This is a genomic window from Bacillus sp. MHSD_36, assembly GCF_030757775.1.
GTDB lineage: Bacteria > Bacillota > Bacilli > Bacillales > Bacillaceae_G > Bacillus_A.
This window is the reverse complement of the sequence record NZ_JAVBIS010000004.1, coordinates 478,437-491,426: the sequence shown is the minus strand read 5'-3', so window position 1 is coordinate 491,426 and position 12,990 is coordinate 478,437. Positions and strand designations below refer to the sequence as shown.

General features: G+C 37.3%; 15 protein-coding genes, 1 pseudogene and 1 riboswitch. All 16 genes and pseudogenes read right to left on the bottom strand.

The features are described from left to right. Positions 1 to 180: 180 nt before the first annotated feature. Complete coding sequence (sufB, locus tag Q9B79_RS19605; RefSeq protein ID WP_001118827.1) at positions 181 to 1,578, bottom strand: Fe-S cluster assembly protein SufB; 1,398 nt, start codon at positions 1,576 to 1,578, stop codon at positions 181 to 183. Between the two features lie 48 nt (positions 1,579 to 1,626). Further along, positions 1,627 to 2,058 carry a Fe-S cluster assembly sulfur transfer protein SufU gene (gene sufU, locus Q9B79_RS19600; protein WP_000009523.1) on the bottom strand — a complete coding sequence of 144 codons (432 nt, stop codon included), beginning with the start codon at positions 2,056 to 2,058 and terminating at the stop codon, positions 1,627 to 1,629. Then, complete coding sequence (gene sufS, locus Q9B79_RS19595) at positions 2,048 to 3,268, bottom strand: cysteine desulfurase SufS (RefSeq protein ID WP_001020769.1); 1,221 nt, start codon at positions 3,266 to 3,268, stop codon at positions 2,048 to 2,050. Before sufS ends, sufU begins: the two co-directional genes overlap by 11 nt. After that, positions 3,268 to 4,560 carry a Fe-S cluster assembly protein SufD gene (gene sufD / locus Q9B79_RS19590; RefSeq protein WP_306186804.1) on the bottom strand — a complete coding sequence of 431 codons (1,293 nt, stop codon included), beginning with the start codon at positions 4,558 to 4,560 and terminating at the stop codon, positions 3,268 to 3,270. Before sufD ends, sufS begins: the two co-directional genes overlap by 1 nt. Positions 4,561 to 4,575: 15 nt before the next feature. Beyond that, the gene (gene sufC, locus Q9B79_RS19585; protein ID WP_000929160.1) at positions 4,576 to 5,361 is read right to left on the bottom strand and encodes a Fe-S cluster assembly ATPase SufC; all 786 of its coding nucleotides are present in this window, start codon (positions 5,359 to 5,361) and stop codon (positions 4,576 to 4,578) included. Between the two features lie 238 nt (positions 5,362 to 5,599). Then, positions 5,600 to 5,776: pseudogene (locus tag Q9B79_RS19580) on the bottom strand (MetQ/NlpA family ABC transporter substrate-binding protein); the annotation flags it as partial. Beyond that, positions 5,767 to 6,579 carry a methionine ABC transporter substrate-binding lipoprotein MetQ gene (metQ, locus tag Q9B79_RS19575; protein WP_306186801.1) on the bottom strand — a complete coding sequence of 271 codons (813 nt, stop codon included), beginning with the start codon at positions 6,577 to 6,579 and terminating at the stop codon, positions 5,767 to 5,769. The gene metQ and the pseudogene Q9B79_RS19580, both read right to left, overlap by 10 nt. 23 nt (positions 6,580 to 6,602) lie before the next feature. Beyond that, positions 6,603 to 7,268, bottom strand: coding sequence for a methionine ABC transporter permease (locus Q9B79_RS19570; protein ID WP_061678021.1), 666 nt, complete (start codon positions 7,266 to 7,268; stop codon positions 6,603 to 6,605). Continuing rightward, positions 7,261 to 8,286 (bottom strand): methionine ABC transporter ATP-binding protein, encoded by a 1,026-nt coding sequence (locus Q9B79_RS19565; protein WP_098668823.1) that lies wholly within the window; start codon positions 8,284 to 8,286, stop codon positions 7,261 to 7,263. Before Q9B79_RS19565 ends, Q9B79_RS19570 begins: the two co-directional genes overlap by 8 nt. A gap of 298 nt (positions 8,287 to 8,584) precedes the next feature. After that, positions 8,585 to 8,692: riboswitch (SAM riboswitch) on the bottom strand. 125 nt (positions 8,693 to 8,817) lie between these two features. Continuing rightward, positions 8,818 to 9,162, bottom strand: coding sequence for a hypothetical protein (locus tag Q9B79_RS19560; RefSeq protein ID WP_048528307.1), 345 nt, complete (start codon positions 9,160 to 9,162; stop codon positions 8,818 to 8,820). 154 nt (positions 9,163 to 9,316) lie between these two features. Continuing rightward, on the bottom strand, positions 9,317 to 9,625 hold the full coding sequence (locus Q9B79_RS19555) for a thioredoxin family protein (protein ID WP_306186796.1): 309 nt from the start codon (positions 9,623 to 9,625) through the stop codon (positions 9,317 to 9,319). Positions 9,626 to 9,628: 3 nt separating this feature from the next. After that, complete coding sequence (locus tag Q9B79_RS19550; RefSeq protein WP_098668822.1) at positions 9,629 to 9,973, bottom strand: toprim domain-containing protein; 345 nt, start codon at positions 9,971 to 9,973, stop codon at positions 9,629 to 9,631. 452 nt (positions 9,974 to 10,425) lie between these two features. Then, a complete protein-coding gene (gcvH, locus tag Q9B79_RS19545) occupies positions 10,426 to 10,809 on the bottom strand; it encodes a glycine cleavage system protein GcvH (RefSeq protein WP_000026900.1) in 384 nt (127 codons plus the stop codon). 41 nt (positions 10,810 to 10,850) lie between these two features. Further along, positions 10,851 to 11,216 carry an arsenate reductase family protein gene (locus Q9B79_RS19540; RefSeq protein WP_000218969.1) on the bottom strand — a complete coding sequence of 122 codons (366 nt, stop codon included), beginning with the start codon at positions 11,214 to 11,216 and terminating at the stop codon, positions 10,851 to 10,853. Between the two features lie 678 nt (positions 11,217 to 11,894). Continuing rightward, positions 11,895 to 12,137, bottom strand: coding sequence for a DUF3937 family protein (locus tag Q9B79_RS19535; RefSeq protein WP_141539472.1), 243 nt, complete (start codon positions 12,135 to 12,137; stop codon positions 11,895 to 11,897). A gap of 254 nt (positions 12,138 to 12,391) precedes the next feature. Beyond that, positions 12,392 to 12,919, bottom strand: coding sequence for a hypothetical protein (locus Q9B79_RS19530; RefSeq protein WP_306186791.1), 528 nt, complete (start codon positions 12,917 to 12,919; stop codon positions 12,392 to 12,394). Between the last annotated feature and the right edge of the window lie 71 nt (positions 12,920 to 12,990).

Below are 12,990 nucleotides of genomic sequence, written 5' to 3'. Positions count from 1 at the left end.
GAATCGTCGATATATTGAAATAATCGCTGATATATTCTGAGTTGTGGTCGATATATTTGAAAAATCGTTGATATATTTAACTGAACACCCACCTGAGTATCCCAACCTGCCCTAAACTGACCCCAACTAAACACAACATAAAAAAGCGCCCTGCTATGCAGGGCGCTTCTACTTTATCTATTAACCAATAGAACCTTCCATCTCAAACTTGATTAGGCGGTTCATTTCAACTGCGTATTCCATTGGAAGTTCGCGAGTGAATGGCTCGATGAAGCCCATTACGATCATTTCTGTAGCTTCTTGCTCAGAAATACCGCGGCTCATTAGGTAGAATAATTGTTCTTCTGATACTTTCGATACTTTCGCTTCGTGCTCAAGTGAAACGTAATCGTTTTTGATTTCGTTGTAAGGAATTGTATCAGATGTAGATTGGTTATCCATGATTAACGTGTCACACTCGATGTTAGAGCGAGAGTTTTTCGCTTTTGGTCCGAAGTGTACGATACCACGGTAAGTTACTTTACCACCATGCTTCGCAATCGATTTAGAAACGATTGTTGAAGACGTGTTTGGTGCTAAGTGAATCATTTTCGCACCAGCATCTTGGTGTTGGCCTTTACCAGCAATCGCGATAGATAATGTTAAACCACGAGCGCCTTCGCCTTTTAAGATAACTGCTGGGTATTTCATCGTTAATTTAGATCCAATGTTACCGTCAATCCACTCCATCGTTGCGTTTTCTTCACAAACCGCACGTTTTGTAACTAGGTTGTATACGTTGTTCGCCCAGTTTTGGATTGTTGTATAACGGCAATATGCATCTTTCTTAATGATGATTTCTACTACCGCACTGTGAAGTGAGTTAGTCGTGTAAACAGGTGCTGTACAACCTTCTACGTAGTGTACGTGTGCGCCTTCGTCTACGATGATAAGCGTACGCTCGAATTGTCCCATATTTTCAGAGTTAATACGGAAATACGCTTGAAGTGGTGTATCAACTTTAACACCTTTTGGAACGTAGATGAATGATCCACCAGACCAAACTGCAGAGTTTAATGCAGAGAATTTGTTGTCTGTTGGTGGGATTACTTTTCCGAAATGCTCACGGAAAATATCTTCGTTCTCTTTTAATGCGCTATCTGTATCTTTGAAGACGATTCCTAGAGCTTCTAGGTCTTCTTTCATGTTGTGGTATACAACTTCAGATTCGTACTGTGCAGATACACCAGCTAAATATTTTTGCTCAGCTTCTGGAATACCTAATTTATCAAATGTAGCTTTAATTTCATCAGGTACTTCATCCCAAGACTTCTCAGATTTCTCAGATGGTTTTACGTAGTACGTAATTTCATCGAAATCTAAGTCGTTTAAGTCGCCGCCCCATTGCGGCATTGGCATTTCATAGAACTTATCCAGTGATTTTAAACGGAAGTCTAACATCCACTGTGGTTCTTCTTTCATACGTGAAATCTCTTCAACGATCTCTTTTGTTAAACCGCGTCCAGCACGGAAAATCGAAACGTCTTTGTCTTTGAAACCATATTTATAATCGCCGATATCTGGCAGTTGCTTCGCCATGTTGGTGTGTCCCTCCTTAGATAACCTCGTTTTTAGGAACCTTTAACATTACTTATCTTCGTTTAAGCCCTTTTCTAACGCTTTCCACGCTAATGTTGCACATTTAATACGTGCAGGGAACTTGCATACGCCTTGTAATGCTTCAATATCTCCTAAATCGATGCTGTCATCGTACTCTTTTCCTAGCATCATGTCAGAGAAAATTTTAGAAAGCTGAAGTGCCTCTTCAATTTTCTTACCTTTTACTGCTTGTGTCATCATTGAAGCTGAAGACATTGAGATAGAACATCCTTCTCCTTCAAACTTCGCTTCTTGCACAATACCTTCTTCTACTTTCATCGTAAGTTGAATACGATCACCGCAAGTTGGATTGTTCAAGTTAACTGTAACACTATCTTCTAACACGCCATGGTTACGAGGATTTTTATAATGATCCATAATAACTTGACGATATAACGTATCTAAATTATTAAATGACATTTGTGAAATACTCCTTTGTCTTGATTAGCGATTCAACAAATGTATCAATTTCTTCTTTTGTATTATATAAATAGAAGCTCGCACGTGCTGTTGAAGAAGCTTTCAGCCACTTCATAAGCGGTTGTGCACAGTGGTGTCCTGCGCGAACCGCGATACCTTCTACATCTAATACTGTCGCTACATCGTGAGGATGTACGTCTTCAATATTAAATGTAACAAGACCAGCGCGATGCTTTGGACCATAAATTGTAACGCCATCTACTTCTGATAGTCTTTCTAAAGCGTACTGCGCTAATTCATGCTCATGCTTTTCAATATTATGAAGACCGATTTCTTCTAGGAAATCAATTGCCGCACCAAGTCCGATTGCATTACCGATAATCGGTGTACCTGCTTCAAACTTCCACGGAAGCTCTTTCCACGTAGATTCTTGTAAATCTACGAAATCAATCATTTCACCGCCAAATTCAATTGGCTCCATATTGTTTAGCAATTCTTTTTTACCATATAATACGCCGATACCTGTAGGTCCGCACATCTTATGAGCAGATAATGCGTAGAAATCACAGTTTAAATCTTGTACATCTACTTTCATGTGAGGTGTACTTTGTGCACCGTCAACGACCATAATTGCGCCATTTTCATGTGCGATTGCTCCGATTTCTTTTACAGGGTTAATCGTTCCAAGCACGTTTGATACTTGCATAATAGAAACGATTTTCGTATTCGGTGTAACTGTTTGACGAACATCTTCTAAAGAAATTGTACCGTCTGGTTGAAGCGGAAGGTATTTTAAAGTTGCACCAGTTTTCTTCGCAACTTGTTGCCACGGAATGATATTACTATGGTGCTCCATGTAAGAAATAACGATTTCATCGCCTTCTTTTACATTTTCAAGACCATAGCTAGCCGCTACTGTATTTAATGCAGTTGTCGTTCCGCGCGTGAAAATAATCTCTTCCATTGATTTCGCGTTAATAAACTTACGAACTTTCTCGCGTGCACCTTCATACGCGTCGGTAGCTTTCGTACCGAGCGTATGAACACCGCGATGCACGTTAGAATTATATTCTTTATAGTAACGTTCTAACGTTTCAATGACTTGAATTGGTTTTTGAGAAGTTGCTGCACTATCGAAATAAACAAGTTGTTTGCCGTTCACTTTTTGATCAAGAATTGGAAACTGTTTGCGTATTTCATGAATATTCATTAGCGAACTTTCCTTTCAATTACCTCAACAAGCTGTGCCTTTACTCCTTCAATTGGAAGCTCATTAACTACAGGTGCTAAGAATCCATGGATGACTAAACGTTCTGCTTCGCGTTTTGGAATACCACGGCTCATCAAGTAGTATAGTTGGACTGGATCTACGCGACCTACTGAAGCTGCGTGACCTGCCATTACATCATCTTCGTCGATTAGAAGAATTGGGTTTGCATCCCCACGAGCTTTTTCATCTAACATAAGAACGCGAGAAGATTGTTGTGCATTTGATTTAGATGCACCGTGTTCAATCTTACCAATTCCGTTAAAGATAGATGTTGCGCTATCTTTTTGTACACCGTGTTTTAAAATCCAACCTTCAGAATGTTTACCGAAGTGAACAACTTTAGTTGTAAAGTTTTGCGTTTGGTTACCACGGCCAATTGTTACTGTTTTCGTATCAGCATATGAACCGTCGCCCATTAAGTTTGTAACGTTCTCTGAAATTGTGTTTCCGTCGTTCATAAGGCCTAGAGCCCAATCAACACGGCCGTCGCGTCCAACAATACCGCGGCGGTTAACGTAAGTTGTTACGTCTTTTGCTAATAGATCAACCGCACCGAATTTCACTTGTGCGCCTTGTTCCACGATTACTTCTGCCACGATATTTGCAATACCTTTAGCATTTTCATTTGCAACGTAGTTTTCCACATAAGTTGCAGTACTGTTCGCATCAGCTACGAATAATACGTGGTTATATACGTTAGCTTCTTCACCGTCTACTAAGAATACAGCTTGAAGTGGAGTTTCAAGAACAACGTTTTTCGGAACATATACGAATGCACCGCCGTTGATTAATGCAGCATGAAGTGCAGTTAGACGATGCTCGTCTACTTTCACGCCGTCTTTCATTAAGTACTTTTGTACTAGCTCAGCGTGCTCAGTTGCAGCTGTTACGATGTCTGTAAAAATAACACCTTTTTCTTTTGCTTCGTCTGCTAAAGAAACGAATGCAGTTGTACCAGTGCGTTGTACTAATACGCTGTTATTTTCATCGATTAAGTTTTTCACTGCTTCTGGAAGCTCTGTTAAAGAACTTACAGGCTCTTGCTTAGCAGCGTCGCCTTTTCCGATAAAGTCCCATTTTTCAATTTTCGTTTTATCAGGCGTTGGCATTGGAAGTTCAGTTGCTTGTGCAAGCGCTTGTAAGCGGAACTCAGTCAACCAAGCAGCTTCGTTTACTTCGCTTGCGCGTTGACGGATTGTTTCTTGATCGAAAGGTAATGTACCGATTGTCATGTTTATGCTCCTCTCTTACGCTTCTTGCTCTGTTGTTTCGTCTTCAATACCTAATTCTTTTTTAATCCAGTCGTAACCTTCAGCTTCTAGACGTTGTGCAAGCTCAGGGCCACCAGATTTAACGATACGACCGTTCATCATAACGTGAACGAAGTCTGGAGTGATGTAGTTTAATAAACGTTGGTAATGCGTAATCATTAGGCAACCGAACTCTTCGCCGCGCATTTCGTTAATACCTTTAGATACAACTTTTAATGCATCGATATCAAGACCTGAGTCGATTTCATCTAAGATTGCGATTTTTGGCTCAATCATCATTAATTGAAGAATTTCGTTACGTTTTTTCTCTCCACCAGAGAAACCTTCGTTTAAGTAACGTTGTGCCATTTCTGGATCCATTTCTAGGAATTCCATGTTTTTATCTAATGTACGGATAAATTTCATAAGAGAAATTTCATCGCCTTCTTCACGACGTGCGTTAATTGCAGAACGTAAGAAGTCAGCGTTTGTTACTCCGCTAATTTCACTTGGATATTGCATTGCTAGGAATAGACCTGCTTGCGCACGCTCGTCTACTTCCATTTCTAATACATCTTCACCGTCGATGATGATGCTACCTTCTGTTACTTCATACTTTGGGTGACCCATAATTGCAGAAGATAAAGTTGATTTACCTGTTCCGTTAGGTCCCATAATTGCGTGGATTTCTCCACCTTTTACTTCAAGGTTTACACCTTTTAAAATTTCTTTGCCATCAATTGATACGTGTAAGTCTTTAACCGTTAATGTAGAACCAGCCATCTCAATACCTCCATTAATCCTATATATACATTTTAAAAATTCCTAAAACGTTCATATTCTCATTTTATTCTCATTCTAATTTTATATCAAATAAAATGATATCGCAAACGGCGAAAAAAAGTAACAATTTTTTCACAAATGTATATAAGTATTTCACTTGCATCCTTATATGATACACCTTTCTTCTTATTTATATAAAGAAAAAAGGACTAGAAAATTACCAGTCCTTTCCTTATATTTATTCACTTACCGGAAGTACAGCATCTTTATATTCTTTATTAATAAAATCTTGAATTTCTTTTGAATGCAATACTCCTACTAGCTCTTTCATTTCTTTTTTCTTCTCGTCACCTTTACGAACCGCAATAATATTTGCATATGGAGAGTCTGATCCTTCAATCGCAATTATTCTTTTACAGGAACAACCGCTCCTTTATATTCTTTAGTAATAAAGTCTTCGATTTCTTTAGAATGTAACACTTCTACTAGCTCTTTAATCGCCTTTTTATCTTTATCACCTTTACGAACCACTACTACGTTTGCATATGGAGAATCATCACCTTCAATTGCAATTGCATCTTTTTCTGGGTTTAACTTCGCATCAATCGCATAGTTTGAGTTAATTAAAACAGCGTCGCCTTCTTTATTGTTATACACTTGTGGTAACAAACCAGGCTCAATATCCGTTTTAAACTTTAAGTTTTTCGGATTATCTGCAATATCTTTTGGCGTTGCACTAACTGGATCTACTCCATCTTTAATTTTTAAAATGCCTTCTTTTTGTAAAATTGCTAAACCACGTCCATGGTCAGTAACGGAATTACTCATAATAATTGTCGCTCCGTCTGGAAGCTCTTTTAAGCTCTTATATTTTTGAGAGTATACACCAATTGGTTCAATATGAATTTTCCCCGCTATTTCAAAATCATATTTTTTATCTTTAATTTCTTTTTCTAAATACGGAATGTGCTGGAAGTAGTTTGCATCTAGATCCTTATCCGCTAACGATTTATTTGGCAACACGTAATCTTGGAATTTTTTCACTTCTAATTCAATTCCTTTTTTCTCGAGTAACGGTTTTGCCTTTTCTAAAATTTCAGCGTGCGGTACGTTAGAAGCACCTATAACTAGTTTCTTCTCATCTTTATCTTTCCCGCCACAAGCAGCTAACCCAAAAATTGAAGTTGAAATAAGTGCTGTAAGTAATAATTTTTTCATTTGAAACATCCTCCCGTTTTTTATTATCGTTTATCTATTCGAACCGTTACACGATCACCAATCCACTGAATGAAAAATACAACTAGTAATACACAAATTGTCGCAACGATTGTCACATCGTTATTTCCTCGTTGGAATCCTTCTAAATATGCAAGTGTTCCAAGGCCACCAGCACCAACAACTCCCGCCATTGCTGTATAGCCTACTAAAGCAATTGTCGTAACCGTAATACCAGATACTAATGCCGGTAACGATTCTGGAATCAATACTTTCAAAATAATTGTGCTTGTTTTTGCTCCCATCGCTTTTGAAGCTTCAATTACACCTTTATCAATTTCGCGAAGTGCGATTTCAACCATTCTCGCGTAAAACGGTGCCGCTCCAATAATTAAAGCTGGCAATGCTGCACTCGCTCCCAGAATTGTTCCAAGCAAAATCTTTGTGAATGGGATTAATAAAATGATTAAAATAATAAACGGTATCGAACGGAATATATTTACGAATGCTCCAATTGCTGTGTTAACCGTCTTGTTTTCCCATAAATTATCTTTCGCTGTCATAAAGAGTAACAATCCTAAAATGAGTCCTAAAACAAATGTGGCAAGAGCTGCGATTGCCGTCATATATAACGTTTCACCAGTTGCTTCTAACATTTGATTCCAATCAACATTTGCGAGTAACTTATCCATGTGCAATCACCTCCAGCTCTACTTGATCTTGATGTATTCCCTCTATTGCTTGCTGAATCGCTGTTTCCTCACCATTTAAATGAACAACTAAACTACCGTAAGAACCGTCATTCGTTTGTGCGATATTTCCTTGCAAAATGCTAACTTCTATATCACTGCGTTGCATTAATCTTTGAAGTACTGGTCTTTCTACAGCTTCACCGATAAACTGCAAACGAACTACTTTACCATCTGGATATTTTTCAATTAAACTTTCAATCGTTTCATTTGTATCTTCAGAATCTGTTAATTGCTTTACAAATCGTTTTGTAATATCTTGCTGTGGATTACGGAATACATCAAGTACTGGACCCGTTTCTACAATCTTTCCTTTTTCCATTACCGCCACTCGATTACAAATCTTTCGAATCACGTGCATCTCATGTGTAATGAGTACAATTGTTAAACCGAGACGCTTATTAATATCTAATAATAAATCTAAAATTTGATCTGTCGTTTCTGGATCAAGAGCTGACGTTGCTTCATCACATAATAGTACTTGCGGATTGTTAGCTAATGCTCTTGCAATACCAACACGTTGCTTTTGTCCTCCGCTCAGCTGAGATGGATACGCATCTCCTCTTCCTTCTAATCCAACAAGATGAATTAACTCATCCACGCGTTTTCTTCTCTTCGCCTTATCAACACCTGCAATTTCCAGCGGGAACTCGATATTTTCGCGTACAGTTCGTGACCAAAGTAAGTTGAAATGCTGAAAAATCATTCCGATTTCTTGCCTTGCTTTACGAAGTTCACTTCCTGTAATCGCTGAAATCACGCGATTTGCAATTGTAATTTGGCCAGAAGTTGGTTTCTCTAACTGATTGAATAATCTGATTAAAGAACTTTTCCCAGCGCCACTATATCCGATAACACCAAAGATTTCACCTTTGTCTATTTTTAAATTAGCGTTATCTACAGCAGTGACATCACCGCTTTTTGCTTTATATATTTTCTTTACATTCTCTAATAGAATCATGGTGTATCACCCCTTTTTTTAATAAAAAGCGTAAGCGGCTCGTTTAGAACAAGAGGACGCCCAAATCCCTGACGTAGAGGCGCTTTTTGCCTCATAGGAAGGGATGAAACGACCGACTTTCTAGCCGCTGGAGCTAGATTTTTGATCGACTCCGCAATTTTTTATGTTTAATGCGTGTAGTCCACCGGTATCACTACTTTTATTGTTTGAATGTCCTCCACATTCAAACAATAAAAAAACCTTTCTGCTTTAGAGAAGCAGAAAGGTTTATGTGCGTATATAACAGCATTATCCCTCTCTCTCATCTCTCAAAGCATTTGCTTTGCAGGAATTGGCACCATTTCAACATAAGTTGACGGTTGCCGGGCTTCACAGGGCACAGTCCCTCCACCTCTCTTGATAAGAGAAATCAGATTACATTTTCGTCTGATTTGTAATTTATGAAATTGTCTATATTTTATGAATTGAATTGTATCAATATCCACACACCATGTCAACAGAAATTTTCGTAAAAAATGAACCTTCAGAATTTTAAGCCCCTACTGACATCGGTTTACATATGTGAAACATCGATTCGACTAATAGCATCGTTCGATATGTTCCCGAATATTGTACACGTCCATCGTTCATTAACATTTGCAATCGTACATTGCCGTTTACCAATTGTTTTACATCTTCTTCATCTACACAAACAATTTGCTCCGTCCCTATTTCCTCATGTAGCAGTTCTATATAATCTCTTGAAATTTGTAACGAACAACTTTCATCTCCAAAGCGGAAATTAACAGTTTTTTCTCCTTGTCTTAAAAGCGGCTCTAAATGATATTGACCATTAGCGTAATTTACAAATGATTGCAGCAAAGAATATAATTTCACCTTGAATCACATCCTTCATATCACTTTCTATTACACATACCATTCCCTCTTACTAAAGAGCAATCCTGTTACTTTCGCTCGACAAATACTGTAACCACCCTGCATCTCGACATATTTCCCAAGAAATATGTCGAGGCGGCAAAAACTTTGCCGCCTACTTTAATTCCGTATATAAATATTCAACCGAATGAAATGCATATATCTTCTTCATGAGTGTCCCATTTTCAAAAACAAGTAAACACGGCACACTTTCGATTCCATACTCTTTCGCTACATGCGGAGCATAATTTAAATCTAACATTCCAATTTTCAAATGTTCAATTGTCATCTCAACGACAGTTAACATCTTTTTTGCTAATTGGCATGTTCCACACATTGGAGTATATACATATAACACTGTTTTTTCTTCATTCTCTATTAGGGCTGTTGCTTCGGCTCCTGTCCAATCAATCACTTCTATCATTCCTTACCGTAAATATTCTGTATAAACGTCAATGTCAGCTCCCCATAGTACATTTGCTAAGTGTGAAGATGGCGCAGTTGCCACTTCTCGGTACGAGCGATCAATATAAATATGCTCTGCTTGCGGAAATTCTTTTCGAAATTGTTTCCTTAACTTTTCTCCAGCATCATCAGCATCCACAAGTACATACACTTCTTTATCAAAAAACTGATCAACGAGCTCATCCATTTTCGCCAAACCAATTGTACCATTTGTACAAACAATTTCCACCGGTTCCCGAATAATAGATTCAATCTTTCTTCTATCTGATGTACCTTCTACAATAATGACTTTTTCCACATAAATCATATGTCATCACCCGATCACCATATACTATACAACCTTTAACTTAGTATATAGTATATTCGTTATTTTCATGTTGTTTCCTGTTTATTTTTGCAAAAGAAAAGCGGAAGTGGCTCGTTCAGAACAAGAGGACATTGGAACTCCTGAACTAGAGGCGCCTTTTGCCTCAAGTTCAGGAGTGAAATGACCGACTGTTCTAGCCACTGGAGCTAGATCATAAAGAAAAGCGGAAGTGGCTCGTTCAGATTGTGAGGGGGATGGAGCTTCTGACGTAAAGGCACTTTTTCCTTGCAGGAAGAAGCGAAGCCACCTGTTTAGATCAAGAAGCCCCATGAAACCTTACCGAAAAACGTTCATTTCCATAATAGCTTATTCATTTACACTCGATTTTAAATGTATGATGTAGCACAAAATAAAAAAGGACAGCACAAAGGCTGTCCTTTAGTCGACTATAATTAGTCTTGGTTTGTCATCTCTGCATATTTTTCAGCAGTTAATAACTTCTCAACTTGGCTTGCATCAGAAAGTTCAACTTTAACCATCCATGCACCCTCGTATGGAGATTCGTTAACAAGTTCTGGTTGGTCACTTAATTCTTCGTTTACTGCTACAACTTTACCGCTTACAGGTGCGTATAACTCAGAAACTGTTTTAACAGATTCTACGCTTCCGAATGGCTCGTCAGCTTCGATTGTTGCACCTACTTCTGGAAGTTCAACGAATACGATATCGCCTAGCTCACTTTGTGCAAAGTGAGTAATACCGATAACAACTTCATTACCTTCAGTTTTTACCCATTCGTGTTCTTCAGAGTAACGTAAATTATTTGGAATGCTCATGACTGTACCTCCAGTGAATGTATTAATTATGTAAAAATACCTTATTGGTACTTTTTCCACACACTTTCAAACTGCTCTTCGTTAAAACCAAGTGTTACATTCGTTCCATTTGTTACGATTGGACGTTTAATCAACATGCCATCAGATGCTAAAAGCTCGTACATTTCGTCTTCACTTGCATCTTTTAACTTATCTTTCAGACCAAGTTCACGGTAACGCATTCCACTTGTATTAAAGAATTTTTTCAATGGTAATTCACTTTTTTCATGTAAATTACGTAAATCTTCTTTTGATGGTGGATTTTCAACAATATGAATCATCTCATATGCTACATCGTTTGCCTCAAACCATTTCTTTGCTTTTTGACATGTGCCACACTTTGGATATGAATAAAATGTTACTGTCATAAATTCACCTACTTTTTTACTAACCTTTACCTTTATCATATAGAAAACGTTTTATTATTTCAAACGATTATTCGCTAAACTTTTACTTATTTCGTGATAATTTTTAATAATCCTGCAAATTTTTCTTATTTTTCCGCCATTTGTTAAGAAAAAATAAATAATAAATTTTTTAGATTCTTCTCTTATCACTCGCCGAACATATATCTTAAACAAACGTTTGATTAAATCCCTATTTTTCTTTGCTAACCCTTGGGGTGCATCAGTTTCTTCCTACCGAACATACACCTTAAACAAACGTTTGATTAATTCCCTATTTTTCTTTGTTAACCTTTGAGCTACATCAGTTTCTTTTTACCAAACATACATCTTAAACAAACGTTTATTTAACCATTTCAGCCTATAGTCACAAAACCTGGCAACACTTTACATGACAAGGCGTACAGATAAAGTGAAACTTTAATCAGTGGGGGTTTTCTTCATCTCCCACTGATTATTAGTTGAACCAATCGGACCTTTATGGGCAGTTGATCCCCCACCTAAATTCTTTGCTTTCGCTGAATTTTGAGGTGGGGATCTTACTGCCCATTAAAGCGGGATAAAAGGAAATAACGATTTTGGCCGTAATAGTGAGAGTATTCCATAATGTTGAAGAAATTACTGCAAAGAAAAAAGACACATCTAAATTGATGCGTCTTTTTGCGATGTTTCTTTTGTGAAATCATATAAAGCAATTGCACCTAAAATAACCAATATACTTTCAGGGGCATCTAACAAAATAGTTTTCCAAGTTTCTGATATTACCCATTTAATACCTGCCGCTGATTCAAGATATGCTTGAAAATAACCGATTGTAAAATCAATTACAAATAAACATACAAGTAATGTTAGACCAATTCGAATTAATTTCTTGTTTGTAAACATGTAACACCTCTCAAAATTCATTGGATATTTCTGATTTTAATTATTTATATACAAAAATCCCTATATTTAATTTTAACATACAAAATATCCAAATAAATACAATATGCATATTTGCATATTTCTTGCATATTGAGGAATTACTGTTAATAAAAAAGTCCTACTAGTAACCTCATAACAATGGAATCCTTTGGACCATTATATAACCGATTCCTCAATGCGAAATAAAGGAGAAGCCTTGTTTACAGGCTCCTTCTTCATCGATTCAAATAATCTGCAATTGTTTGAAATACGACGACATACATATTATGAATGCTTTCTTCAGTATTTCCACCATTCGATAAACCAACTGCCCATTGTTGTCCTTCACCACTTCCGATATTTGCAAATCCTTGCGTATACATAGCATTTACATCTTTTCGGGCACTGTTATACTCTATCCCTTTTGTAATAAAAATCGAAAATGATTTATCTTGTAAACCGATAAAAAACACTGGTTTTTTTAACGATGAAAATACATTTTTATACTGATCTGTTGAGGCTTCTTGAAAGTGATCTTTCATTATTAGAAAACCATCCACTTCCTTAGATTTCTTTTCCAGATCTTCTAACTTCATTTCCTCAAACTTTATATTCCTAAACGTATCTTTCGGTTTTTCTCCAACAACTCCAATGACGAGTGCTCTTCCGTTATATTCTAATTTCTCTCCTTCTTTATCCTTTGCACACCCAGCACCGACTAGGCATATCAATATAAAAACTAAGAAATACGATAAACGCTTCATATAGCACCCTCCCCTTCTTTTCAGTCAAGTGACAAAAACGTAAGGTTCATTCAAGAAAATGTAAGTAAAAT